General features: G+C 67.6%; 20 protein-coding genes. 7 read left to right on the plus strand and 13 right to left on the minus strand.

The annotated features are described in order from the left end of the window. Positions 1-78 precede the first annotated feature (78 nt). Positions 79-1062, minus strand: a complete 984-nt coding sequence (locus ACZK08_RS15575) for a LysR family transcriptional regulator (protein ID WP_053517088.1) — start codon at positions 1060-1062, stop codon at positions 79-81. A 206-nt stretch (positions 1063-1268) separates the two neighbouring features. Here ACZK08_RS15575 and cysK point away from each other — a divergent pair, with 206 nt between their 5' ends. Further along, positions 1269-2228, plus strand: a complete 960-nt coding sequence (cysK, locus tag ACZK08_RS15580; RefSeq protein WP_065175759.1) for a cysteine synthase A — start codon at positions 1269-1271, stop codon at positions 2226-2228. 273 nt (positions 2229-2501) lie between these two features. Then, complete coding sequence (locus ACZK08_RS15585) at positions 2502-3101, plus strand: O-acetyl-ADP-ribose deacetylase (protein ID WP_053517092.1); 600 nt, start codon at positions 2502-2504, stop codon at positions 3099-3101. A 74-nt stretch (positions 3102-3175) separates the two neighbouring features. On the opposite strand, the gene ACZK08_RS15590 is transcribed toward ACZK08_RS15585, so the two are convergent. From ACZK08_RS15590 to gap, 8 genes are all read right to left on the minus strand, one after another. Further along, positions 3176-4315 carry an ABC transporter substrate-binding protein gene (locus tag ACZK08_RS15590; protein WP_065175758.1) on the minus strand — a complete coding sequence of 380 codons (1140 nt, stop codon included), beginning with the start codon at positions 4313-4315 and terminating at the stop codon, positions 3176-3178. Between the two features lie 130 nt (positions 4316-4445). Continuing rightward, complete coding sequence (locus tag ACZK08_RS15595; protein WP_065181661.1) at positions 4446-5450, minus strand: class I fructose-bisphosphate aldolase; 1005 nt, start codon at positions 5448-5450, stop codon at positions 4446-4448. 166 nt (positions 5451-5616) lie between these two features. Continuing rightward, positions 5617-7083, minus strand: coding sequence for a pyruvate kinase (gene pyk / locus ACZK08_RS15600; protein ID WP_065175757.1), 1467 nt, complete (start codon positions 7081-7083; stop codon positions 5617-5619). A gap of 143 nt (positions 7084-7226) precedes the next feature. Further along, positions 7227-7913: an HAD hydrolase-like protein gene (locus tag ACZK08_RS15605; RefSeq protein WP_053518497.1), complete on the minus strand. Its 687-nt coding sequence runs from the start codon at positions 7911-7913 to the stop codon at positions 7227-7229. Continuing rightward, a complete protein-coding gene (locus ACZK08_RS15610; RefSeq protein WP_053518495.1) occupies positions 7910-9085 on the minus strand; it encodes a phosphoglycerate kinase in 1176 nt (391 codons plus the stop codon). The genes ACZK08_RS15605 and ACZK08_RS15610 overlap by 4 nt, the downstream gene beginning before the upstream one ends. Before the next feature lie 123 nt (positions 9086-9208). Continuing rightward, positions 9209-10582, minus strand: a complete 1374-nt coding sequence (locus tag ACZK08_RS15615; RefSeq protein ID WP_065181662.1) for a DUF3999 domain-containing protein — start codon at positions 10580-10582, stop codon at positions 9209-9211. Further along, positions 10579-13236, minus strand: a complete 2658-nt coding sequence (locus tag ACZK08_RS15620) for a DUF2339 domain-containing protein (RefSeq protein ID WP_065181663.1) — start codon at positions 13234-13236, stop codon at positions 10579-10581. Before ACZK08_RS15620 ends, ACZK08_RS15615 begins: the two co-directional genes overlap by 4 nt. Before the next feature lie 127 nt (positions 13237-13363). Then, positions 13364-14368: a type I glyceraldehyde-3-phosphate dehydrogenase gene (gap, locus tag ACZK08_RS15625; protein ID WP_053518489.1), complete on the minus strand. Its 1005-nt coding sequence runs from the start codon at positions 14366-14368 to the stop codon at positions 13364-13366. 192 nt (positions 14369-14560) lie between these two features. Here gap and ACZK08_RS15630 point away from each other — a divergent pair, with 192 nt between their 5' ends. Further along, on the plus strand, positions 14561-15190 hold the full coding sequence (locus ACZK08_RS15630) for an OmpW/AlkL family protein (protein ID WP_053518487.1): 630 nt from the start codon (positions 14561-14563) through the stop codon (positions 15188-15190). 97 nt (positions 15191-15287) lie between these two features. Here ACZK08_RS15630 and ACZK08_RS15635 read toward each other — a convergent pair whose 3' ends face one another. Beyond that, positions 15288-16412, minus strand: a complete 1125-nt coding sequence (locus ACZK08_RS15635; protein ID WP_053518485.1) for a GGDEF domain-containing protein — start codon at positions 16410-16412, stop codon at positions 15288-15290. A gap of 114 nt (positions 16413-16526) precedes the next feature. Between ACZK08_RS15635 and ACZK08_RS15640 the strand changes: the two genes are divergently transcribed. After that, on the plus strand, positions 16527-17345 hold the full coding sequence (locus ACZK08_RS15640; RefSeq protein ID WP_065181665.1) for a S1/P1 nuclease: 819 nt from the start codon (positions 16527-16529) through the stop codon (positions 17343-17345). An 11-nt stretch (positions 17346-17356) separates the two neighbouring features. After that, positions 17357-18157, plus strand: coding sequence for an MBL fold metallo-hydrolase (locus ACZK08_RS15645; protein ID WP_053518482.1), 801 nt, complete (start codon positions 17357-17359; stop codon positions 18155-18157). Between the two features lie 55 nt (positions 18158-18212). On the opposite strand, the gene ACZK08_RS15650 is transcribed toward ACZK08_RS15645, so the two are convergent. The 3 genes from ACZK08_RS15650 to ACZK08_RS15660 are packed head-to-tail and all read right to left on the minus strand — an operon-like array spanning position 18213 to position 20381. Further along, positions 18213-18773: a hypothetical protein gene (locus ACZK08_RS15650; RefSeq protein ID WP_065181666.1), complete on the minus strand. Its 561-nt coding sequence runs from the start codon at positions 18771-18773 to the stop codon at positions 18213-18215. Continuing rightward, positions 18770-20023: a M56 family metallopeptidase gene (locus ACZK08_RS15655; protein ID WP_065181667.1), complete on the minus strand. Its 1254-nt coding sequence runs from the start codon at positions 20021-20023 to the stop codon at positions 18770-18772. Before ACZK08_RS15655 ends, ACZK08_RS15650 begins: the two co-directional genes overlap by 4 nt. Beyond that, positions 20016-20381, minus strand: a complete 366-nt coding sequence (locus tag ACZK08_RS15660) for a BlaI/MecI/CopY family transcriptional regulator (RefSeq protein ID WP_065181668.1) — start codon at positions 20379-20381, stop codon at positions 20016-20018. Before ACZK08_RS15660 ends, ACZK08_RS15655 begins: the two co-directional genes overlap by 8 nt. Before the next feature lie 121 nt (positions 20382-20502). Here ACZK08_RS15660 and ACZK08_RS15665 point away from each other — a divergent pair, with 121 nt between their 5' ends. Both ACZK08_RS15665 and ACZK08_RS15670 read left to right on the plus strand, forming a co-directional pair. Next, positions 20503-21060 carry a flavin reductase family protein gene (locus ACZK08_RS15665; protein ID WP_053518474.1) on the plus strand — a complete coding sequence of 186 codons (558 nt, stop codon included), beginning with the start codon at positions 20503-20505 and terminating at the stop codon, positions 21058-21060. A gap of 33 nt (positions 21061-21093) precedes the next feature. Then, positions 21094-23046, plus strand: a complete 1953-nt coding sequence (locus tag ACZK08_RS15670; protein WP_065181669.1) for an acetyl-CoA hydrolase/transferase C-terminal domain-containing protein — start codon at positions 21094-21096, stop codon at positions 23044-23046. Positions 23047-23089: the final 43 nt, after the last annotated feature.

Raw genomic sequence — 23089 nt, forward strand, 5'->3', positions numbered from 1 at the left:
ATCCATCGGGGCCTGGCCGCGTTGTTGCTGTTGCGACAGTTCTTCGCAGGTGCAGGGCGCAGCCCTGCCCGAGCATCCTCACACCGTGATGGTCTGGGTCAGCGATTCCCAGGTCGGCGGCAGCGGCCACGCGGCCACCTGGTTGCCGTCCAGTACCCGGCGCAGGTCCCGCGGATCGATCTGCGGCGCCAACACATGCACCAGCTCCAGCGCATAATCACGCAGCACGCGGTCACGCGGCAGCACCGCCCAGGCGATGCACTCGGCGATCGGAGCGGGTGCCGGCCATGCCTTGAGGTCTTCGTCGAGGGAACTGACCGCCATTTCGGCCAGCAGGCCCACACCCAGGCCGGTACGGACATAGGTCTTGATCAGATCGGCGTCCAGCGCAGTCAGCGCCAGATCCGGAACCAGCCCGTTGGCAGCAAAGGCACGCTGCAGCGACGAGTTCGGGCGCGTGGACGATTCATAGCTGATCAGGGGCTGGCGGGCGAGCGCCGCCAGGTCCGGTGCGCGGCCCGCGCGATCCAGCGGATGGCCCTTGGGCACCACCACCAGCCGCCGCCAGCGGAACAACGGTACGGCGATGCCATCGCCAGGCTCCCCACCGGCCGTACTGATGATGGCGATGTCCGCATCACCCTGGTTCAACCGATCCAGCGCATCGGCTTCGGCGGCCTGCTGCAGGTGCACGCTGACCTGCGGATACGCCTGCTTGATCGCCGCCACCGCCGGCGGCAGCACGAAGCGCGCCTGGGTATGGGTGGTGGTCAGGATCAGCTGACCCTGGCTTTCGCGGCGCTGGTTGGCCGCGTAGGTGCGGATGTTGTTGGCCTCGGCCAGCACGGCGCGCGCGCGGGAGATCACCTCGGTACCGGCCGGGGTAACGGACTCCAGGCTGCGACCCTTGCGTACGAACAACAGGAAGCCCAGCTCGTCCTCCAGCTGCTTGAGCTGCTTGGACAGGCCGGGTTGGGTGGCGTGCACGCGCGAGGCAGCCAGCGTGATGTTCAGCTCGGCGTCGGCGATGGCGACCAGATAGCGCAGCTGGGTCAGCGTCATGGGCGGGCAGGCAGCAGGGGCGGAGGTCCACTCTAGGGTCAATTACCGTCACCAGCTTATAACCAAAGGTTGTTTAAGAAAGGCATCTGGTCATTTCCGGGCGTCATATGCCGGCGCTACGGTCAGCCGGCAGCCGCTGGCGTGAACAGCCAGCCCTCCCTCTTCCGCCCGCCGTCCTGGCGTGGCCCCGCCTCCGGAGCGCTTCCATGGCCCTGTACGACTCCATCCTCGACACCGTCGGCAACACCCCCATCGTCAAGCTGCAGCGCCTGGCGCCGCCGCAGGTCAGCCTCTACGCCAAGGTCGAGTCGTTCAATCCCGGCGGTTCGGTCAAGGACCGCCTGGCGCTGGCGATCATCCTCGACGCCGAGGCCCGTGGCCTGCTCAAGCCGGGTGACACCATCGTCGAAGCCACCTCGGGCAACACCGGCGTGGCGCTGGCGATGGTGGCCGCCGCCCGTGGCTACAAGTTCGTGGCGACCATGGTCGAGACGTTCTCGGTGGAACGCCGCAAGCTGATGCGTGCCTACGGCGCCAAGGTGATCCTGACCCCGGCGGCGGAACGTGGCAGCGGCATGGTGCGCAAGGCGCGCGAACTGGCCGAACAGCATGGCTGGTTCCTCGCCAGCCAGTTCGCCAATCCGGCCAACCCGGCCTACCACCGCAACACGACGGCGGCGGAGATCCTGCGCGACTTCGCCGGCAGGCGCCTGGACTATTTCGTCAGCGGCTGGGGAACCGGCGGAACCCTCACCGGTGTCGGCGAGGTGCTGAAGGTCGCACGGCCGCAGACCCGCATCATCGCCACCGAGCCAGCCGGCGCCGCGCTGCTCAAGGGCGATGACTGGAAGCCGCACAAGATCCAGGGCTGGACGCCGGACTTCGTGCCGGACGTGCTCAACCGCGACGTGGTGGACGAGCTGCTGAGCGTGGACGACGAACGCGCCATCGCCACCGCGCGCCGGCTGGCCGCCGAGGAAGGCATCTTCGTCGGCATCTCCGCCGGCGCCACGGTCGCCAGCGCGCTGGATGTGGCCAGCCGCGCCGAGCCGGGTTCGGTGATCCTGGCGATGCTTCCGGATACCGGCGAGCGCTACTTCTCCACGCCCCTGTTCGCCGACGTGAACGAAGGTTCCGACGACGACTGGCTGGCCGGCCTGCCGTGATGCACAGGGTCGGATCCCTTTCCCGTCCGGGAGAGGACTCTGACCCTGCCGGCGCACCTCGGAAACATGGGGTCAGAGCCTTTTCCATACGGAAAAGGCTCTGACCCCTTTCTGCTTCAGCCTGCGTGAAGGTGGCGACCGCCATCGTGCGTGAAGACCGTCGGATCGCAGCGCGTGAGACGGTCATGACGCAGCATCGATGGCCTGTCCCCTACGCTGGGTACAGCCGCCGCAGGTACTGCGCGGAACATCCGACAGGCAGGAGACGGACGCATGAAGATCGAAGTGTGGCAGGGCGACATCACGACCCTGGCGGTGGATGCGATCGTCAACGCGGCCAATGAATCGCTGCTGGGCGGCGGCGGAGTGGACGGTGCGATCCACCGTGCCGCCGGCCCCGGCCTGCTGGCCGAATGCCGGCAACTGCCGGAACTGCGCCCAGGCGTGCGCTGCCCGACCGGTGAAGTGCGCGCCACCGGCGCCCATGCATTGCCGGCGCGGCACGTGCTGCACACGGTGGGCCCGGTCTGGCACGACGGCCTGCGCGATGAACCCGCGCTGCTGGCCAACTGCTACTGGAAATCGCTGCAGCTGGCCGAATCGCTCGGGGTGCAGTCGATCGCGTTCCCGGCCATCAGTTGTGGCGTGTACGGCTATCCGCTGTACCAGGCCGCGCAGATCGCCGTGACGGAAACCCTGGCGTGGCAACGCAGCCATGCACAGCCGATGCGGATCGTGCTGGTTGCTTTCAATACCGCCACGGCCAAGGCGTATCAGCAGGCCCTGGCCAGTGCCGGGCAGAACGCGGACAACGAAGTGCGCGGCACGCTGCTGCCGCCACTGGGCGATACCGGCTTCGCTGCCGCGCATTGAACACGGGGCGGCGGCACTGAAGAAAAGGCCGGGCAATGCCCGGCCTTTTCATTGCGGCAGTGCCCCTGGACGCGTCAGCGGCTGGCCGCGTCGACTGCGGCGTCATCCGGCACGGCCGCCGCATCCGCCGCTGCGCGGGCCGCCGACGCCGCGGCGCCGGCAGCGCTGGCGCCATCGATCTGCACGCGCACCTCGACCAGGCCCTGCTCGTCGCTGAGGCTGGAAACATCGACGGTGTAATGACCGGCCGGCAGCGATTCCTGCAGACGCGCGTTGGTGCCATTGCCGCCGTCGTCGTCGACCAGCTCGACATCACCGCCGACCACACGCAGCACGGTGTCCACCTGACCGGAGATCGCATCCAGGCGAACATCGCCCGGACGCTCCAGTGTCAGCAGGAAGCGACGGCGACCTTCGCTGTCGAGCATGGTGAACACGCTGCCCGACTGCGGCAGTTGGGTACCGTCGCGCTCGACGATGTTGCCCGGCAGCTCGGTGCGGGCAACGGTCAGCTTGAAGGTGCCGGACGCATCGTCGTCCAGCCCGCGCACGCCCAGCGTGTACTTGCCGGGCTGCAACGGCAGCGACAGGCGCGAATTGGTGCTGTCACCGCCATCGTCGTTCTCCGCGTCGATCTCGCCGCCCTTCAGCTTCAGCACGGTATCGAACGCATCGGACGACAGGTTGACCTCATAGAGGCCGGCCTTGTCCACCTGCAGTGTGTAGTCCTGCGATCCGGAGACCAGCATGTCCACGACTTCGCCGCTGCCTGCGATGGGCTTGCCGTCGTAGGGCACCAGCTTCTCCACCCGCAGGCGGTAAGGGCCGTAGGCGGTCGGGCTGTCGGCGTTGACCGCCACCTGGTAGGTGCCGGCACCGTTGGCGCGGAACGCCAGCGATACATCCCCGCTGCGCTCATAGCCGGTGCGGCTGCTGGCGACCAGGCTGCCATTGTTGAACACGGCAATCGAGCCACTGAGGGCACCGGTCAGCTTCATGCCCACCAGCTGCTTGTCCTCCAGCGTGATCTGGTACAGCTGGTGGTGGCTGCCGTCATTGAAATTGATGCCGCTGCGCGAGGTGATCTCGCCGGAAACGGGCTTGTCGAACTCGAGCGACGGAGCCTTGCCCACATCCGCATTGCTGCCGGAGCGGTTGCAACCGCCTGCGGCGAGGACCGTAGCAACGGCCAGCGTGATTGCTGCCAAACGCATGTTTTTTCTCCTTGGCCTTCCATGTGTGTCCCCCGGGCCGGCCGGGCCCGCGGGAGGCGGAAAAGATACCCGCAAAAGCAAACGCCGGCGTGAGGCCGGCGTTGCCCTGTTCATCCTGCGATGGAACCGATCAACCGCTCCACTTGCCCAGTGCAGCCAGGCCGTTTTCCTTGGCGCGCTCGAACACGGTCTTCTGCGCGGCGGCGTAGTTGCCCTTCATGTCCTTGGCCCACAGCTTCAGTGCCGCCTGCTGCATGGCACGGCCGTAGGAGAAGCTCAGCGGCCACGGCAGGTTGCCCAGCTGGTTCATCGCATTGAGGTGGGCGGTGGACTGTTCATCGCTCTGGCCGCCGGACAGGAACACCACGCCCGGCAGGATCGCCGGCACGGTGCTCTTCAGGCACATCACGGTGGACTCGGCCACTTCCTCGACGTCGGCCTGCTCTTCGCAGTCCTTGCCCGAGATGACCATCGAAGCCTTCAGGATGGTGCCTTCCAGCAGCACGTTCTGCTGGTACAGGGCGTCGAACAGCGAACGCAGGGTGGCTTCGGTGACTTCGTAGCAGGTCTCGATGTCGTGGTCGCCGTCCATGATCACTTCCGGCTCGACCATCGGCACCAGGCCGCATTCCTGGCACAGCGCGGCGTAGCGGGCCAGCGCATGGGCGTTGGATTCGATGCAGGTGCCCGACGGAATGCTCTCGCCGATGTTGATGACCGCACGCCACTTGGCAAAGCGCGCACCCAGCTTGTAATACTCCTGCAGGCGCTCACGCAGGCCGTCCAGGCCTTCGGTCACCAGCTCGCCCGGGCAGCCGGCCAGCGGATGCGCACCCTTGTCCACCTTGATGCCCGGAATCATGCCGTGGTCGGCCATGTACTTGGCGAACGGCACGCCGTCCTTGGTCGACTGGCGGATGGTTTCGTCGTACAGGATGGCGCCGGAAATGTGCTCGTTGAGCTTCGGCGTGGTCAGCAGCAGTTCGCGATAGGCGCGACGGTTCTCCTCGGTGTTCTCGATGCCCACGCCGGCGAAGCGCTTGGCGATGGTACCGGTGGATTCGTCGATCGCGATGATGCCCTTGCCCGGGGCAACCATGGCCTGGGCGGTTTCAGCCAGCTGTTCGATGCTCATGTACTTCCTGTGGCGGGTGCGGGAAAAACGTAAGTATAGCCCCGCAGCCCGTGGCCTCGACGTGGAGGCCAGACTGGAAACGATTCCAATGTCCATTCAGGACAGGCGCTGTCCTGCGGCGTTCCGGTCAGAGCCCCGGTGGGGCTCCGACCCGGTTCCGCAGCGGTTACAGATCGCCCAGACCACTGGCGCGACCGTCTTCGCCCACCTCGAGCAGGCGCAGGGTGTTGGTCGCACCGTGGGTTTCCATGTGCTCACCGCTGGTGAACACCACCCGATCGCCGGCCTGCAGCAGATCCGATTCGACCAGCAGGCGGATGCTGCCACGTGCGGCTTCGCGCGGGGTCAGGCCACGGCTGTCGAAATTGATCGGAAACACATCGCGCATCAGCGCCATCTGCCGGCGTGCGCCGTCATGGCGGGTCACCGCGAACACCGGTGCCTTGGCACGGAAGCGCGACAGGTAGCGCGCGGTACCGCCGGACTCGGTCATGGCCACGATGGCACGCACGCCCACGTGCTGGGACAGGAACATGGTCGCCATCGCGATGGCCTGGTCGGCGCGCTCCAGGTTGCGCGGCGACGCATTGAAGTCGGTCTCGGTCTGGAACTGGCGCTCGGCGCCCAGGCAGATGCGCGCCATCGCCTCCACGGCCTTGACCGGATACGCACCGGCAGCGGTTTCGGCCGACAGCATCACCGCATCGGTGCCGTCGATCACCGAGTTGGCCACGTCCAGCACTTCCGCGCGGGTCGGGATCGGGCTTTCCACCATCGACTGCAGCATCTGGGTGGCAGTGATCACCACCTTGTTCTGCGCCAGCGAAGCCTTGATGATCTTCTTCTGCAGGCCCGGCAGTTCGGCATCGCCGATTTCCACGCCGAGGTCGCCGCGCGCCACCATCACCACGTCACTGGCCTCGACGATCTCCTCCAGGTTCTCGATCGCTTCGGTGCGCTCGATCTTGGACACCAGCGCGGCGTAGCAGCCGTGCGATTCGGCGATCGCGCGGGCATCGTTCATGTCCTGCGCATTGCGGCAGAAGGAAACGGCGATGAAGTCGACACCGATCTTGGCGACGATCCCGATCAGCTCCTTGTCGCGCTCGGTCAACGCGCCCAGCGACAGGCCACCGCCCTGCTTGTTCAAGCCCTTGCGATCAGACAGCACCCCGTCGTTGAGCACGGTGCTGATGATCCGCTCACCCTGCACCTCGACGACCTGCAGCTGCATCAGGCCGTCATCGAGGAGCAGGACATCACCGGGGCCGACGTCCTGCGGCAGGCCGAGGTAGCTCACACCCACCTGCGTGGCATCGCCGGCCGGTGCGTTGGGCGAGGCGACCAGATCGAAACGGTCGCCCGCCTTGAGATGGATCTTGCCTTCGGCAAAGCGCTCGATGCGGATCTTCGGGCCCGGCAGGTCGGCCAGGATGCCCACTTCCACGCCCACCCGCTGTGCGGCGGCGCGCACGTCGGCGGCACGCTTGGCCTGGCCGGACGGGTCACCGTGGCTGAAGTTCAGGCGCACCACGTTGACGCCGGCGCGGAACAGATCCTCCAGCACGCCCGGCGGATCGGTGGCCGGACCGAGGGTGGCTAGGATCTTGGTGCGACGCTGACGCTCGAACATGGTGAATGGGCCTCTCCCGTTAAAGCACGGAAATTAGCACATCCTTCACGCCCCATGTATGCGGTTACAACCTTGTGCTGCCTGACTCTGCGGGACATGTAACGGACATCGCCCGGACATACGCCGGCGCAGGGTGCCCGGTATCAGGCCAACAGTGTCGTCAGCTGGACCGGCTCGCGTGCCAGCTGGCCCGCACCGGCTTCAGTGAGTTCCGCTTCGCCACCAAACCCCCACAGCACGCCGATGCTTCGCAGGCCGTGGTGACGCGCGCCCTCGATATCCATGCGACGGTCGCCGATCATCCAGCACTGCGTGGGCGACACCTGCAGCCGGCGCAGCGCTTCGCCGACCAGCTCGGGCTTGTGGCTGCGCGAACCATCCAGGGTCGAGCCGATGATGTCCTCGAACAATCCGCCGAAGGGCAGATGGGCCAGGATCCGGCGCGCGTGCGGCTCGTTCTTGGCGGTGACCACCGCCAGGCGGTGGCCACGCGCATGCAAGGTGCGCAGGGCGTCCTCCACCTGGGGGTACACCGTGTGCTCGCGCCAGCCCTCGGCATCGAAGCGCTCGCGGTAGTACCCGACGGCCTGCTCCACCCGCGCCGGTTCGATGAACAGCGGCGCGAACGTGGTGCGCAGCGAAGGCCCGATCCAGCCCAGCAGGGTTTCCCGCGCCGGCACCGGATGCTCCATCTTCTGCAGCGCATAAGCGATGCAGGTGGTGATGCCCACCTGCGAATCGATCAACGTACCGTCCAGGTCGAAGAAGAGCGTCGCGCGTTCTTCCGGTGCCGGGTGGGCAGAACCGGCCTGGGTGCCGTCCGGGTTCATGCGCCGCGCGCGGCGAGCGCGGCCACGGCCGGCAGGGTCTTGCCTTCCAGGAATTCCAGGAACGCGCCGCCACCGGTGGAGATGTAGCTCACGTCCTTGGCGATGTCGAACTTGTCGACCGCTGCCAGGGTGTCGCCACCGCCGGCGATGGAGAACGCCGGGGACGTGGCGATGGCACGCGCCAGCGCTTCGGTTCCCTTGCTGAAAGCTTCAAACTCGAACACGCCGACAGGGCCGTTCCAGACCACGGTGCCGGCATTCGCAATCAGCTGCGCGTACTGGGCAGCGGTCTGCGGACCGATGTCCAGGATCAGATCATCTTCGGCGACCGCATCCACGGCCTTCACTTCGGCAATGGCGTCGGGCAGGAACTGCTTGGCCGTGACCACGTCCACCGGAAGCGGAATCTCGGCCCCGCGCGCCTTGGCGTCGGCAACGATCTTCCGGGCGGTGTCCAGCAGGTCCGGCTCGTACAGCGACTTGCCGACCTTGTAGCCGGCAGCCGCGATGAAGGTGTTGGCGATGCCGCCCCCCACGATCAGCTGGTCGACCTTGCCCACCAGATTGGCCAGCAGTTCCAGCTTGGTGCTGACCTTGCTGCCGGCCACGATGGCCAGCAGCGGCTTGGCCGGTGCGTCCAGCGCCTGCGCCAGGGCATCCAGCTCGGCCATCAGCAGCGGGCCACCCGCGGCGACCGGGGCGAAACGGATCACGCCATGGGTGGACGCCTGCGCGCGGTGCGCGGTACCGAAGGCATCCATCACGAACACATCGCACAGCGCGGCGTACTTCTTCGACAGGGCTTCGTCATCCTTGCCCTCGCCGACGTTCATCCGGCAGTTTTCCAGCAGCACCAGCTGGCCCGGCTGCACCTCGACGCCGTCGATCCAGTCGCGTACCAGCGGCACCTCGCGACCCAGCAGTTCGGACAGGCGTGCGGCAACCGGTGCCAGCGAATCGGCTTCGCTCCACACGCCTTCCTTCGGCCGGCCCAGGTGCGAGGTGACCATCACCGCCGCGCCCTGCTCCAGTGCGCGCTTGAGCGTCGGCAGCGAAGCGGTGATGCGCTGTTCGGAAGTGATGCGGCCATTCTCGATCGGCACGTTCAGATCCTGGCGGATCAGCACGCGCTTGCCGGAGAGGTCGAGGTCGGTCATGCGGACGATGGACATGGGCAACTCTTGGGCTCAGGGACGGGGTGCCGGCGTTCGGCAGACCGTCATTGTATCGGCTGCGGCAGAACGGATGGCGCCGGCCGCAGCGCCGCTCCATGCGCGGCCGGGATTCGTCGGGATCTACGCCGAAGGCGAAGGCTTCTGCCTGAGCAGGCTGACCGCCAGACCGCCTACGACCAGGACCCCCACGCCCAGCAGCGCCCACAGCAGCCAGGCCTTCCAGTCCCGCTGCGGTTCCAGCGCTGTGTCTCCGGCCAGCGGCTCGGGGCGGCCCTCCAGGCGTGCCAGCGTCGGCTGCCAGGCCGGATCGTTGCGCTGGCGAAGTTCCTCGATCAGCACCCCGATCGGCGCCTCCGCGCGGCGCGCCGTCGCGCTGCCCACCGCCAGTGCATAGGGCGCAGCGCCCTGGCTCAGGAACACCATCACTTCCGGCTGGTAGCCCAGGCGCAGGGTGGGGGCGCCGGCGATCTCCGCCGGGCTTGCCACCAGCTTCCAGTAGCGGTCGCGGTGCACATCGCCCAGCACCTGCGCCGCCGACTGCTGACGCGGGCCCTGCGTTCCCTGCTGCAGCTGATAGGCGATCCACGGTGCACTGCGTCGTTGCCACTGCGCGCCTTCATCGTCGCGGCTGAACAGCGTCCACTGCACCAGGCTGTTGTCGGTACTGGCGACATCGGCGCGCGCGATCGGGAAACGGCCGTCCAGTTCAAATGTGTATTCGCCCTTGCCCTGCGCTATCGGCGTCAGTGACAGCCATTCCCAAGGCAACGTCGCCGGTGCCGGCGGAAGCTCGGCGAGCACGCCATGCAGGGCAGGCAGTCGCGCGTCGCCCTGCGGCAGCACGCGCAGATAGCGCGCATTGCCGTCAACCTGCAGGCGTCGCTGCAGCAATCGTTTGCCGGCGCGCTGCAGGTCCACCAGCGGAATGTCCCGACCGATGGAGCGCCAATGCTGCAGGTCATCGCTGGCATCAAGCTGCACCTGCGCCTGCAGCGGCTGGCCACTGTCGGCCCAATCCAGCACCAGCGCCGCCAGCGGCTGCTGGCCGAGCACGCTGGCATCGATCAGCCAGCCGCCCTGCCCGTTCACCGTGCCAGCACCGACACGCGCTTCGACCCGGCGCACACGGCCGTCGGTATCGCGCTCGGTCAGCAACTGCAGGTCGTTGCGTTGCGCATCGGCCAGCGGCGGCAGTGCGAACCAGGGCAGCTCGCGCTGCACCGGCGGCTGTGCCAGCGGCGCGTCGGGTGCCAGCAATGCCGACGGCAGGGCCTGTCCGGCCGCGTTGAACACCTGCAGGTCACCCAGGTCTGCTGCGCCTGCACGGCGGTAGATCGCCGGTTCCAGCACCACCCGATAGGCGCCGGACTGCGCACTGGACAGCGTCAGCGGCCACTGCTCGGCGTACTGCGTGCGGTAGTCGGCCGCGTGTACGGCGATGGTGGCGAACAGGCCCAGCATCGCCGGCACCACCATCCTGCTCCACATTCTCATTGGTTTTCCTCCACGGATGGCACCGCGCCCGGTGGCGCCGGTGCCAGATAGCCGACGACCGTACACAGCAGGCCGTAGGCGATGAACGATGCGATCCCGAGCAGGTTGCCCAGGTGCTGGCGGTCGATGAGGACCAGCTTGGCCAGGACCACGCCCATCAGCACCGCACCGACCATCCACAACACACGCTGGCCACGACGCGAGCCCCACACCCAGGCGATCACGCCGAGCACGCTCCACAGCACGGTCAGGCTGGTCTGGGCCAAGCTGTAGCGCGCCATCGACGTACTCCAGGCCAGTCCCCCCCAGTGGTGCACGCCATGCAGGACCAGGCTGGTCAGGGCGATGAAGCCCGCCAGTGCCAGCACCGGCAGGCGCAGCCTGCGCAGCGCGGGCGGTGCCACATCGCTGTACAGCCAGCGCGCCAGCAGCAACAGGCTCAGCCACTGCCCCATCTCGGCCGGGTTCAGCACCGGCAGCCACGGCAGCGGTGCCGCAGTGCCCGGCAGCAGCTGGCCCAGCAGCCATCCGGTCGCCAGCAGCGCAAACAGCACGCACTGCAGCGGCACGCGTGCGGCATCGAATGCCGGGCCCAGCGGCCAGCGCAGCCAACCCCAGCGCCACAGTGACAGCGCGGCCAGCAGCAGCCAGGGCAGCGTCACCAGCAACAACGTCCAGCCCTGTGCCAGGCCAGCCTCGCCGCCTCCCCACAGGGCCAGCAGCGAAAGCAGCGATGGCCACAGCAGCCACCACAGGAACTGGGCGATGCGCGCCACCGTGTCGCCGCCCTGGCGCAGGCACAGCAACGTGCGCACCCCCAGCACGGCGAACAGCGCCCATGCCAGGGCGCCGTGGCCCGCGAACGGTTGCTGGTGTGCATGGCTTTGCGCCAATGCCAATGGAAACGCCATCGCCAGCATCGCCAGTGCGGTCATCCCCAGCGCACGTGCCGGTTGCCGGCGCTGCACCTCGGCTGCCAGCCAGGCGGTCGCCGCCACCAGCACCAGCAGTGCATCGGCCTGCGAGGCATGCGCGAGGAAACGACCGATCTCGTGCACCCAGCCGCCGAGCCACCACAGCAGGCCCCACAGGTAGTAGACCAGGGCGATCTCATGACGTGCCCGGCGCTGGTAGCTCCACGCCGACGCCAACCCCGCCACGGCCAGCAGCAGCGCACCGATCGCGGTGGGATTGAGCAGCAGGCGCGCGTCCTCGTGCCAGTGGTTGCCACCTGCCACGAAGGCGAATGCCGCCGCCATCTGCAGCAGCGCAGCGGACACCTGTGGCAGCCAGCGCCTCTGGCGCAGACCGAGCCAGGCCAGCCCGGCACCTTCCAGCGCGAACACCGCACCGGTGGCACGGGCGGACAAGGCCAGCGGCACGGCCAGCGTGGCGAAACCCACCGCCAGCACCGCGTGCGACTGCGCCAGCACCGTATACGAGGCCCGGGCGATCAGGGCACGCGCCAGCACCGCGTAGATCACCGCCAGGCCCAGCGCGCACAGTGCCAGTGTCATCGGCTGTTCGTGCAGCATCGCCGCCTGCAGCGAGAAGGCGATCAACGGCGTACCGAACACCAGGCTGCCATCGACCAGATCGCGGCGACCGGCAGGCTGCCTGCGCGCGTACAGCAGGGGAATCAGCAGATAGAAGGCGAAGAACAGCAGCAGGAACGGTTCGGTGCTGGAGAACTTCTCGGCCCTGTACTGAAGCACGCCCCAGAACGTGCCGATACCGAAGGTGAACGCGAAGCCCAGCAGGTTCAGCGCGCGCCACGGACGGAACCAGGCGATGGCGAAGATGCCGGCGTTGAGCACTGCGTAGTAGCTGAAGAGGCCGACATGGTTGCCACTGCCGGTCGACAGCCACAGCGGGGCCATGAAGCCCGCCAGGATGCCCAGCACCGCCAGGGTGCGCGAGTTCTGCAGCACTGCCAGCACGCACAGGCCGGCGACCAGCGCGATCGAACTGGCGAACGCAAATCCCGGCGCAAGCAGTTCAAAACGCTTGAATGCCGCGAAGATGGTCAGCAGCAGCACACCGATGGCGCCGCCCTGCAGGGCCAGCGCGAACAGGCGCCGGCGTTCGCGCTGATGCCAGCCGAAGGCCAGCAGGCCCAGCGCACCAGCGGTGACGGCCGCCAGCCGGAGTTCGACCGGGAGCACCAGCCAGCCCTGGTCACTGACGTACTTCAGCAGCGCGGCAACACCGGCCAGCAGCACCAGCATGCCGATCTTGACCGGCACGTTGCCCTCGGTGAACCAGCGTTTGACGGCGCCGATGCCACGCTCGAAGAAGCCCGGCCCGGCCGGCTCGACCGGCGGCGCAGGCGGGGGCGGCGTGGCCGGCAGCGGTGGTGGTGGCGGCGCTGCCTGCCGCGGCGGCGCCGGCACGGAGGATTCCGGCGCATGGGCCGCCACGGGAGAAGGTGCTGCCGCAGCCCGCGGTCGCTCCATGGCTGGCGCGTCCGTTGCCGGAACGGGGGCGGGCCCGGGCGGTGGCGCGGCAGCGCGCGGCGATTGCGACACATCGGCCAGTGCGCCCTCAAGCGCAGCGACCCGGCGCCGCAGGCCGGCGATCATCACCAGCGCGACCACCAGCAGCAGCGGAATCGCCAGCAGTATCAATACGACCAGGGCTATCAGTGCTTCCATTGCGTGCCTTCCCATGCGATCCCGCGCCCCTGCGGCGGCGGTCGGACCGCCCCATGCTACGACAGGGCCGGTCCCTCAAACGACGAACCCCGGCCAGGCCGGGGTTCGTGCGCGATCTTCGCCGGCCTTACTTGGCGGCGACGACCCTGGCCATTTCCAGGCACTTGTTGGAGTAGCCCCACTCGTTGTCGTACCACGACACGAGCTTGACGAAGGTACCGTCCAGGGCAATGCCGGCTTCGGCATCGAACACCGACGTGTGGGTCTCACCGCGGAAGTCGGTAGCCACGACCTTGTCTTCGGTGTAGCCGAGGATGCCCTTCAGCGCGCCTTCGCTCTGTGCCTTCACTTCGGCGCAGATCTCGGCGTAGGTGGCTTCCTTTTCCAGCTCGACGGTCAGGTCGACCACCGACACGTCCGAGGTCGGCACGCGGAAGCTCATGCCGGTGAGCTTCTTGTTCAGTTCCGGAATGACCACGCCGACCGCCTTGGCCGCACCGGTGGAGGACGGAATGATGTTCTCCAGGATGCCGCGGCCGCCGCGCCAGTCCTTGTTGGACGGGCCGTCAACGGTCTTCTGGGTGGCCGTGGCGGCGTGCACGGTGGTCATCAGGCCACGCTTGATGCCCCACTTGTCGTTGATGACCTTGGCCAGCGGGGCCAGGCAGTTGGTGGTGCACGAGGCGTTGGAGATGATCGCCTGGCCGGCGTAGGTCTTGTCATTCACGCCGAACACGAACATCGGCGTATCGTCCTTGGACGGGGCGGACAGGATTACCTTCTTGGCGCCGGCATCGATGTGCTTCTGCGCGGTTTCCTTGGTCAGGAACAGACCGGTGGACTCGATGACCACGTCCACGCCCACTTCGTCCCACTTCAGGTTGGCCGGATCGCGTTCCTGGGTCAGGCGGATCTTCTTGCCGTTGACCAGCAGGTCGTTGCCCTGCACCGACACGTCAGCCTTGAAGCGACCGTGCACGGAGTCGTACTTGAGCATGTAGGCCAGGTAATCCGGCTCCAGCAGATCGTTGATGGCCACGATTTCGATGTCGTCGCCGAAGTTCAGCACCGCCGAGCGCAGGACGTTACGCCCGATGCGACCGAAACCGTTGATACCAACCTTGATTGCCATTTCTCAAGCTCCTGCAGCCGCGACGGGTGCGGCGGGGTGGATAGGGCCCACAAGTCTAGCAGGCCCGGCCTGGCCACCGCCGGCCAGACCGGGCCGGTGGCGGGCGGGCTGGCCGGATTTGATCCGGATCAAAGCGTTAGCGCGGCGTGAGGCCGAGACTGGCCCCATCCACCCCGCAACGAGAACACCCCCATGCGCAAGACCTCTCCCCTGATCGTGGCCAGCCTGGCCGCCGCCCTGTCCCTCGCCGCCGCCCCGGCGATGGCCCAGTCCAAGGGCGACTGGACCCTTTCGGCCGGCGTGCACCAGGTGGCACCGAAGTCGAACAACGGCTGGCTGGCCGGTGGCACGCTGAAGGTCGACGTCGACAACGACGTCAAGCCGACCATCACCGGCGAGTACTTCATCGCTGACAACCTGGGCATCGAAGTGCTGGCGGCACTGCCGTTCAAGCACGACATCAACATCAACGGCCTCGGCCGTGTCGGCAGCACCAAGCAGCTGCCGCCGGTGGTGACCGTGCAGTACCACTTCAACAGCAAGGGCAAGGTGTCGCCGTTCATCGGTGCGGGCGTGAACTACACGACCTTCTTCAGCGAAGACACCACGGGCGCGCTCAAGGACAGCCGGCTGAAGCTGCAGGACTCCTGGGGTCTGGCCGCGCACGCCGGCGTGGACTTCGCGATCGGCGAGAAGGGCGCGCTGCGCGTGGACATGCGCTGGATCGACATCGACAGCAAGGTGAAGCTGGACGGCCAGAAGATCGGTACGGTCAACATCGATCCGCTGGTCTACGGCGCCTCCTACGTCTTCAAGTTCTGAGCGCGGCCTCCGGCGTGGCGGGCCTGCCCCGCCCTCCGGCCAACGGCTGAACCCTCCGCAGCATGTTGCCCCGGTGATCGCCGGGGCTTTTTTCGGCTTACCCATCCGTGGCCACCTCCACCCGGTTGCGCCCGGACGCCTTGGCCCGATACAGCGCGGCATCCGCACGCGCCAGTGCCTGCTCCAGCGAATCGGCGCCATCGTCATGCCACCGCGCCACACCAATACTGACGCTCACCACCGGCGCGGCGTCCGAATCGGCATGGGCGATCGCCAGCGCCTGGACCTGCTGACGCATCCGCTCGAACGGCGCGGTTTCCGGCTCGCCTGGCGACCACTGCCCCAGCGCCACGAACTCCTCACCGCCGTACCGCGCCACCACCGAGTCAGCGCCGCGAAGCTGCGCGGCCAGCGTCACCGCCACCGCATGCAGGACCGCATCGCCCGCCGGGTGACCATGATGGTCGTTGTAGCGCTTGAAGTAGTCGATGTCGATCATCGCGATGCGCAAGGCGCCACGCGCGTGCGGCCGGCGGAGATAACGCTGGAAGATCTGGTTGGCACGACGATCGAATGCGCGCCGGTTGAGCAATCCGGTCAATCCGTCGTGGTTGGCCAGTGCATCCAGCCGCTGCTCGGCGCGCCAGGTTGCACGCGCCTGCCTTTCCAGGATGTAACTACCGAAGATGCCAGCCAGGTTGCTGGCCAGCACGAACGTCACGCTCTGCAGCATCTGCGCCCAGTGCCGGCCGACCTGCAGCTCCGCCAGCACGAACGCCGATGCGATCAGGGTTCCGGTCAGCGTGGCGACGCCAAAGCGCAGGCCACACAGGAAGTAGTTCAGCAGCAGGAACAGGCTGACGCCTTCATAGGGATAATCCACGCCGGCGCGATGCGCCGTCCAGATCATCGTCACCAGCGCCAGCCCGCTGATCAGCACAGCACCGCCCCCCAGCCACTGCAGATGGCGGCGGAACGCCGGGACGAAGGTGAGTGCTACCGCCACCAGCAATACCGGCAGCAGCAGCCCGAGCCGCCAGCGCAGCACCTGTGCATGCACATCCGGCGGAAGCCAGAAATGGTCCAGCACGGCAAAGCCGATTGAAAAGATGCCGGCAACGGCACAGGCCCAGCGCATCCGCCAGACCACCTGTTCATCGAACGCGCGGGCAAAGCCGTCGTCCGCATGTATTGCCGTGATGCGCCGGTCCGTGATGCTCATCGCGATGTCCCCGCCCGTGGCCGCGCCACCGTAACGGTCCGCGCATCAAGGGCGCGTGGCGAGCGGCCATGCTGGATCAAACGCGTCCGGCCGCCGCCCCGCTAGAATGCCGGCATGAAAGCCCTGCATTCCCTGTTCCTCGCCGCCGCGATCGCGCCGGCTCTGCTGTCCGCCTCCGCCCCTGCCCATGCCTGGGGCGCGCAAGGTCATCGCCTTGTCGCTGAGGTAGCGGATTCCCGCCTCTCGCCCGCTGCACGCGCCGAAGTCGACCGCCTGCTGGCCACCGAACCCGGTGCCACCCTCGCCAGCGTGGCGCCCTGGGCCGACCAGCTGCGTGCCAAGGACCCGGGCCTCGGCCGCCGTTCCGCCGGCTGGCATTACGTCAACATCGCCGAAGACGGCTGCCACTACGAAGCGCCCAGGCACTGCACCAACGGCAACTGCATCGTCGAAGCGCTGAAGGCGCAGAGCGCGATCCTCGGCGATCGCAACCTGACCGACGGCGAGCGGCTGCAGGCCCTGAAGTTCGTGGTGCATCTGGTCGGCGACATCCACCAGCCAATGCATGCCGGCTACGGTCACGACAAGGGCGGCAACGACTTCCAGCTGCAGTACGGCAACCGCGGCACCAACCTCCATTCGCTGTGGGACAGCGGCATGCTCAACACCCGCAAGCTGGACGACAACGGCTATCTGCCGGTGCTGCGGTCGCTGCCGGCGCCGAAACTGGCGCGCCAGTCCAATCCGCAGCGCGATCCGCAGGCGTGGGCTGAAGCCAGCTGCCGCATTTCGATGCAAGCCGGCGTTTATCCAGCCTCGCGTAAGATCGGCGATGAATACACCGCGCGCTACCGCCCGGTGGCGGAAGCGCAGCTGCGGCTGGCCGGCGAGAATCTGGCGCAGCTGCTGAACCGCGTGCTCGCCGCACGCTGAGGAGGTTGCCGATGCCGGTCCAGGTCCAGTCGTTCTTCCATCGTGACAGCAATACCTTCAGCTACCTGGTCAGCGACCCGGCCAGCGGTGAGGCTGCGCTGATCGATCCGGTCCTGGACTACGACCCGGACACCGATGCCAGCAGCGAGTCGCCGGTCCAGCCGGCACTGCACGCGATCGAGCAGCAGGGGCTGCGGCTGAGGTGGCTGCTGGAGACCCACGCCCACGCCGACCATGTGTCGGCCGGGCGGCGGCTCAAGCAGCGTTTCCCTCACGCCACGCTGGCCATCGGTGAAGGCATCCGCGCCGTGCAGGCGACCTTTGCGCCGCGGTTCGGCCTGCAGCTTCCTGCCGCGGACGACATCTTCGACCACCTGTTCGCCGACGGCGAGACCTTCACGCTGGGCGAAGTGCGCGGCCAGGTCATCGCCGTCCCCGGCCACACCAGCGACAGCATCGCCTACCTGATCGGCGACGCACTGTTTACGGGCGATTCGCTGTTCATGCCCGACGGCGGTACCGCCCGCTGCGATTTCCCCGGCGGCGATGCGGCGCAGCTGTACCGCTCGATCCAGCGCCTGCTGGCGCTGCCCGAGTCCACCCGTGTGTTCGTCTGCCACGACTATGGCCCGGGCGGCCGCGACATCGCCAACGAGACCACCATCGGTGAGCAGCGCGCGCGCAATATCCACGTGCATGACGGTGTGGCCGAAGCCGACTTCGTCAGCGTGCGCCAGGCCCGCGACGCCACGCTGGCCGAACCGGCGCTGATGCAACCGGCGGTGAAGGCCAACATCCAGGGCGGCGCCTGATCGACGCCGCTGTACTGGCCGGACATGGCCCGGCGCTACCCGGCATCACGCGCGATCATTTCCCCTGCGTACGGACCGTCTGCCGGCCCTTCACGATCTCGAAGGTGAAGGCGTACAGCAGGCTGACCGGCACCGGCTCGATGCGCTCGGCGCTCCCGCAGTCGCCGCGGTCGGATGGGACCTTGCCGACCGGGTAGTGGCAGACCGCGGCAGCGCTGTACTTCCACATCGCCACCGCCTCCTGCGCCGCCTGCAGCAGCGGCGCGTTCTCCGCTGCAGCGCCGGCGGCGCACTCGGGGCGGTCAGTCAGCGGCAGGCTGCGCTCTACCATGCCTTCCGCATCGACCACCACCTGCAGGCAGATGGTGGTGGGCGCCAGTTCGGTACGCGGATCGCGGTCGCCCACCTTCGGATCAGGCGCCGCATACAGCTGCGGCATCCGATAGCCTTCGCCCGCTGCCAGCGCATAGGCCTGCACCTGACCGCTGCCGCCCGCCGCTGTGGGCTGCAACCGCTGATGGCCGACACTCTCGCTGCGGGTGTCAACCGCGCCGAGTCGTTCCTGGGTGGCACAGCCGGCCAGCAGCGTGGCCAACAGCAGCGCGGCCTGCCTCACCGCGCGCGCTCCGCTTCCCTCTCGTCCTCACTCATGGAGAACGTCAGTGGAATCCGCACGGCGGAAGCCACCGGACGCCCATCCTTCAGGGCCGGCCGGAAGGTCCAGCCCTTGGCGGCCGTGATCGACACCGCATCGAACACACCGGGATTGGTGGCGCTGAGCACCTGTACGTCGGTCGGCCTGCCCTCTGCGTCGATCTCGACCTTCAAGGTGACGACGCCGGTCAGGCCCTGCTGGAACGCAGACTCCGGATACTTCGGCGGTGCCATCCTCTCGACCTGCGCAGAACGCTGCAGGCCGGCCGCAGCGGCATCGGCCTGCGCGTACTCGGCGGGCTCGACGCCGATCGACGACACGCCGGCCATCCCGAGCTGGCTTGCCCACGCCACCGTGGCCAGGCCCGCGCACACCCCGACCACCAGCACCTGCCCGGACACCCACGGCAATGCCTTCCGCTTGGACTGCTTCAACATGGCGATTCGCTCCTTCAACACGGGTTGGCTGCGCCAGTGACACACTGCCGGCGCAACCGGGTGAACCAGCTGCGCCTTCAGCAGCGTACTGGCGTAAAGTCCGCGCAGCGCAGGCTGCGTGGCAATGGTGCGGGCATCGCAGGCCAGTTCCTGGTCGCGCAGGAACCTGCGTGTTGCCCACGGCATCAGCGGATGGAACCAGAACGCTGCGCGTGCCAGCAGCAACGCGCCGTTCGCCCAGTGATCGCCATTGCGGCGATGGCTGCGTTCATGTGCCAGGATCAACCCCTGCTCGCGTGCATCGAACTGCTGGTCGAAATCGGGGCCGACCACGATGCGCGGCCGCCACAGGCCGACCAGGGCCGGCAGACCGGGATCGGCACTGGCCTGCCAGCTGCCGTCGGCACGCGCCTGCAGACGGCCCAGGATACGTTCGAAGCGCTGCTGCGCACGCAGGCTTCGCAGCAGACTGATCGCCACGCCAAGCATCCAGGCCAGCAGCAACCATTTCGGCCAGCGCATGACCTGGGTGGGCTCGCCCTCCGGCGCGACAGGCATCACGTTCAGGGGCAGGGTCGGCACATGCTGCAGCAGGGGCAGCGCAGGCAACGGCAGCAACAGGCCTGCCAGCAGCAGGGGCAACAACCACCAGCTGCGATAGGCCAGCGAGGGCCCTCCCAGCCGCAGCAGCAGCGGCCGCATCGCCGCCAGCAGGATCACCGCCAGCGCCAGCCACACGCTGGCCCGCCACACGCTGTCGAGCACCTCACTCATGGTCCAGCTCCTGGATCAGCTTCTTCAGTTCGGCGATGTCCTGCGCGCTGAGCTGGCCGCGTTCGCTGAAATGGGCAACCAATGGCGCCACCCGTCCTTCGAACACTCTGCCCAGAAAGTCCTGGCTCTGAGCCGCGACCCAAGCTTCGCGCTGCAGCAGTGGCCGATACAGATAGCGGCGGCCTTCGCGTTCGGCAGCGATCGCGCCCTTGGTCAGCAGGCGGTTGAGCAGCGTCTTGATGGTCGGTTCGGCCCAGTCCCGGTGGGCCAGTGCGGCAACGACCTCATCGGCACCGCGGGGCGCCTGCTGCCACAGCACTTCCATCACGACCGCCTCGGCTTCACTGATCGGATTCATTGTTTACGCCCGTAATCGACAATTCGATTACGCACGTAATCAAAGCCGCTGTCAAGCCTTCCATCGACCTGCACTTCATGCGCCCTGGCCCAGCATCGGCCCTTCCGGTCCCGGAGTGCGCATGAAACCGCTGCCCAAGAAGGATTTCCCCGTCGAACAGGCCCGCCGCTTCCTCGAACCCGGCCCGATCGTGCTGGTCAGCACCGCGTGGCGTGGCCAGCGCAACCTGATGACGATGGGCTGGCACATGGTGATGGGCTTCTCGCCATCACTGGTGGCGACCTATCTGTGGAACGAGAACCACAGCTTCGCGCTGGCGCGGGGCAGCGGCGAATGCGTGATCAATGTGCCGGGCGTGGAGCTGCTCGATACCGTAGTGGACATCGGCAACTGCAGCGGGCGGGAGGTCGACAAGTTCGCGCACTTCGGCCTGGATGCCCTGCCCGCCCGCGAGGTCGGCGCGCCGCTGGTCGGCCAGTGCCATTCGTGCTTCGAGTGCCGCCTGTACGACGACAGCCAGATCGAGACCAGCAACCTTTTCATCTGGGAGATCGTGCGTGCCCACGTCGCGCCACGGCCGAAACTGCCGCGCACCGTGCACTACCGTGGCGATGGCCGCTTCATGGTGGCCGGTGCGGAAGTCTCGCGTCGACGGCGGTTCAAGCCCGACATGCTGTAATGCCGGAACTCCCCTTACGCAGGACTGCCCCGGATGACCGAACACCTCACCGACCTGGACGCCGCCGTCGATTGGCTGTTCGCGCGCGTGGAAGGGCCGCTGCGGATCGGAGCACCGCTGGCGCTGGGCAAGCCACACCGGTTGCTCAATGCACTGTATGCACGGGTCGAGAACGATCCCTCGCACCCCCTCCAGCTCTACACTGCCCTGTCGTTGAATCCGCCGAAGGTGCGGGGCAGCGGCCTGGAGGCCCGCTTCCTGGGCCCCTTCGCGCAGCGCCATTTCGGCGAGGATTTCCCCCGCCTGGCCTATGCCGACGCGATCGCCCGTGACGCACTGCCCGCCCATGTGCAGGTGGAGGAGTTCTACATGCAGTCCGGCGCCCTGCTCGGTTCCCGGCAGGCGCAGTCCAGCTACACCAGCCTCAACTACACCCATGCCGCTGATGCAGTGGCCCAGCGCGCGCCGCATGTAATCGTGCAGAAGGTGGCGATGCGCCCGGACGATCGCCGCCTCTCGTTGTCCTGCAACAACGACATCACCCAGGACACGCTAGATGCAATCGCCGCACGCGGCCTGCCGCGTCCGCTGATGGTGGCCGAGATCGATCCGCAGCTGCCTTATCTGGGCGGCACCGCCACGGTCGATGTGTCCTTCTTCGACCTGGTCATCACCCCGCCGCCGCCGTATCCGGCGCTGTTCGGCCTGCCGCGGCAGCCGGTCGCCGACGCCGACTATGCGATCGGCCTGTATGCCAGCACCCTGGTGCGCGATGGCGGCACGCTGCAGATCGGCATCGGCACGCTGGCCGATGCACTCAGCCATGCACTGGTGCTGCGGCATACCGACAACGCGCGCTACCGGCGCGTGCTGCACGCGCTGGATCCGCAGCTTGCGCGGCATCCGCTGGTACAGGAAATCGGCGGCCTGGAGCCGTTCGAGATCGGCCTGTACGGCTGCAGCGAGATGCTCAACGAGGGCTTCCGGCGGCTGGTCCAGACCGGCGTGATCAAGCGCAAGGTGCATGACGACTTGGCGCTGATGCAGCGCATCGAGAACGGCAGCACGCTGTCCATCGACCATGCCACGCTGGCCGCCGAAGGCGAATACCTGCATGGCGCGTTCTACCTGGGCTCGCCGGAGTTCTACCAGTGGCTGCGCGAGCTGCCGGCGGATGAACGTCGCGCCATCGGCATGCGCCGCATCAGTGAGATCAACCAGCTTTACGGCGGCAACGAGACGCTGGAGCGCCTGCAGCGCCGCCATGCACGCTTCTTCAATTCCTGCATGATGGCCACTGCGCTGGGCGCGGCGGTCTCCGATGCCCTGGACGATGGCCGCGTGGTGTCCGGCGTCGGCGGCCAGTACAACTTCGTGGCGATGGCCCATGCCCTGCCGGAAGCACGCAGCGTGCTGATGTTCCGCGCCGCGCGCGATGACAAGGGCCATCGCGAATCGAACGTGCGCTGGAATTATGGCCACACCACCATTCCCCGCCATCTGCGTGATATCTACCTGGACGAGTACGGCATCGCCGACCTGCGCGGGTTGACCGACGAGGACTGCGTGCAGGCGATGGCGGCGATCACCGAGGCGCCGTTCCAGCAGGGCCTGCTGCAGCAGGCACAGGCCGCGCGCAAGCTGCTGGCCACGACGCAGCCCGATCCGCAGCGGCTGCAGCGCAATACACCGCAGGCCCTGGCCGCAGCGCTGGCACCCTTCCGTTCCGACGGCACTCTGCCCGACTACCCGCTGGGCAGCGACTTCAATGAGATCGAGCAGGTGCTGGTGAAGGCGCTGGGCTGGTTGAAGGCCAACACGCAGACCCGCGGCGACAAGCTGCGTACCGTCTGGGCAGCGCTGCGGCAACCGGCCGGCGATGGAGATGCGGTGTACCTGCAGCGCATGGGCCTGCAGTCACCGAAGGACTTCCACGAGCGGCTGGACGCGCGCCTGCTGCGGCTGGCGCTGGCACGCACGGCCTGAAGCCGGTAGCGCCGGGCCATGCCCGGCGAGCAGCCGATCCGCC

The sequence above is a fragment of the Stenotrophomonas sp. 112478_Sma genome (assembly GCF_056479905.1).

Excerpts from the sequence above, each read along its gene's own strand:
- ACZK08_RS15575 (WP_053517088.1), bottom strand. The coding sequence starts at position 1,062 with ATGACGCTGACCCAGCTGCGCTATCTGGTCGCCATCGCCGACGCCGAG.
- cysK (WP_065175759.1), top strand. The coding sequence starts at position 1,269 with ATGGCCCTGTACGACTCCATCCTCGACACCGTCGGCAACACCCCCATC.
- ACZK08_RS15585 (WP_053517092.1), top strand. The coding sequence starts at position 2,502 with ATGAAGATCGAAGTGTGGCAGGGCGACATCACGACCCTGGCGGTGGAT.
- ACZK08_RS15590 (WP_065175758.1), bottom strand. The coding sequence starts at position 4,315 with ATGCGTTTGGCAGCAATCACGCTGGCCGTTGCTACGGTCCTCGCCGCA.
- ACZK08_RS15595 (WP_065181661.1), bottom strand. The coding sequence starts at position 5,450 with ATGAGCATCGAACAGCTGGCTGAAACCGCCCAGGCCATGGTTGCCCCG.
- pyk (WP_065175757.1), bottom strand. The coding sequence starts at position 7,083 with ATGTTCGAGCGTCAGCGTCGCACCAAGATCCTAGCCACCCTCGGTCCG.
- ACZK08_RS15605 (WP_053518497.1), bottom strand. The coding sequence starts at position 7,913 with ATGAACCCGGACGGCACCCAGGCCGGTTCTGCCCACCCGGCACCGGAA.
- ACZK08_RS15610 (WP_053518495.1), bottom strand. The coding sequence starts at position 9,085 with ATGTCCATCGTCCGCATGACCGACCTCGACCTCTCCGGCAAGCGCGTG.
- ACZK08_RS15615 (WP_065181662.1), bottom strand. The coding sequence starts at position 10,582 with ATGAGAATGTGGAGCAGGATGGTGGTGCCGGCGATGCTGGGCCTGTTC.
- ACZK08_RS15620 (WP_065181663.1), bottom strand. The coding sequence starts at position 13,236 with ATGGAAGCACTGATAGCCCTGGTCGTATTGATACTGCTGGCGATTCCG.
- gap (WP_053518489.1), bottom strand. The coding sequence starts at position 14,368 with ATGGCAATCAAGGTTGGTATCAACGGTTTCGGTCGCATCGGGCGTAAC.
- ACZK08_RS15630 (WP_053518487.1), top strand. The coding sequence starts at position 14,561 with ATGCGCAAGACCTCTCCCCTGATCGTGGCCAGCCTGGCCGCCGCCCTG.
- ACZK08_RS15635 (WP_053518485.1), bottom strand. The coding sequence starts at position 16,412 with ATGAGCATCACGGACCGGCGCATCACGGCAATACATGCGGACGACGGC.
- ACZK08_RS15640 (WP_065181665.1), top strand. The coding sequence starts at position 16,527 with ATGAAAGCCCTGCATTCCCTGTTCCTCGCCGCCGCGATCGCGCCGGCT.
- ACZK08_RS15645 (WP_053518482.1), top strand. The coding sequence starts at position 17,357 with ATGCCGGTCCAGGTCCAGTCGTTCTTCCATCGTGACAGCAATACCTTC.
- ACZK08_RS15655 (WP_065181667.1), bottom strand. The coding sequence starts at position 20,023 with ATGAGTGAGGTGCTCGACAGCGTGTGGCGGGCCAGCGTGTGGCTGGCG.
- ACZK08_RS15660 (WP_065181668.1), bottom strand. The coding sequence starts at position 20,381 with ATGAATCCGATCAGTGAAGCCGAGGCGGTCGTGATGGAAGTGCTGTGG.
- ACZK08_RS15665 (WP_053518474.1), top strand. The coding sequence starts at position 20,503 with ATGAAACCGCTGCCCAAGAAGGATTTCCCCGTCGAACAGGCCCGCCGC.
- ACZK08_RS15670 (WP_065181669.1), top strand. The coding sequence starts at position 21,094 with ATGACCGAACACCTCACCGACCTGGACGCCGCCGTCGATTGGCTGTTC.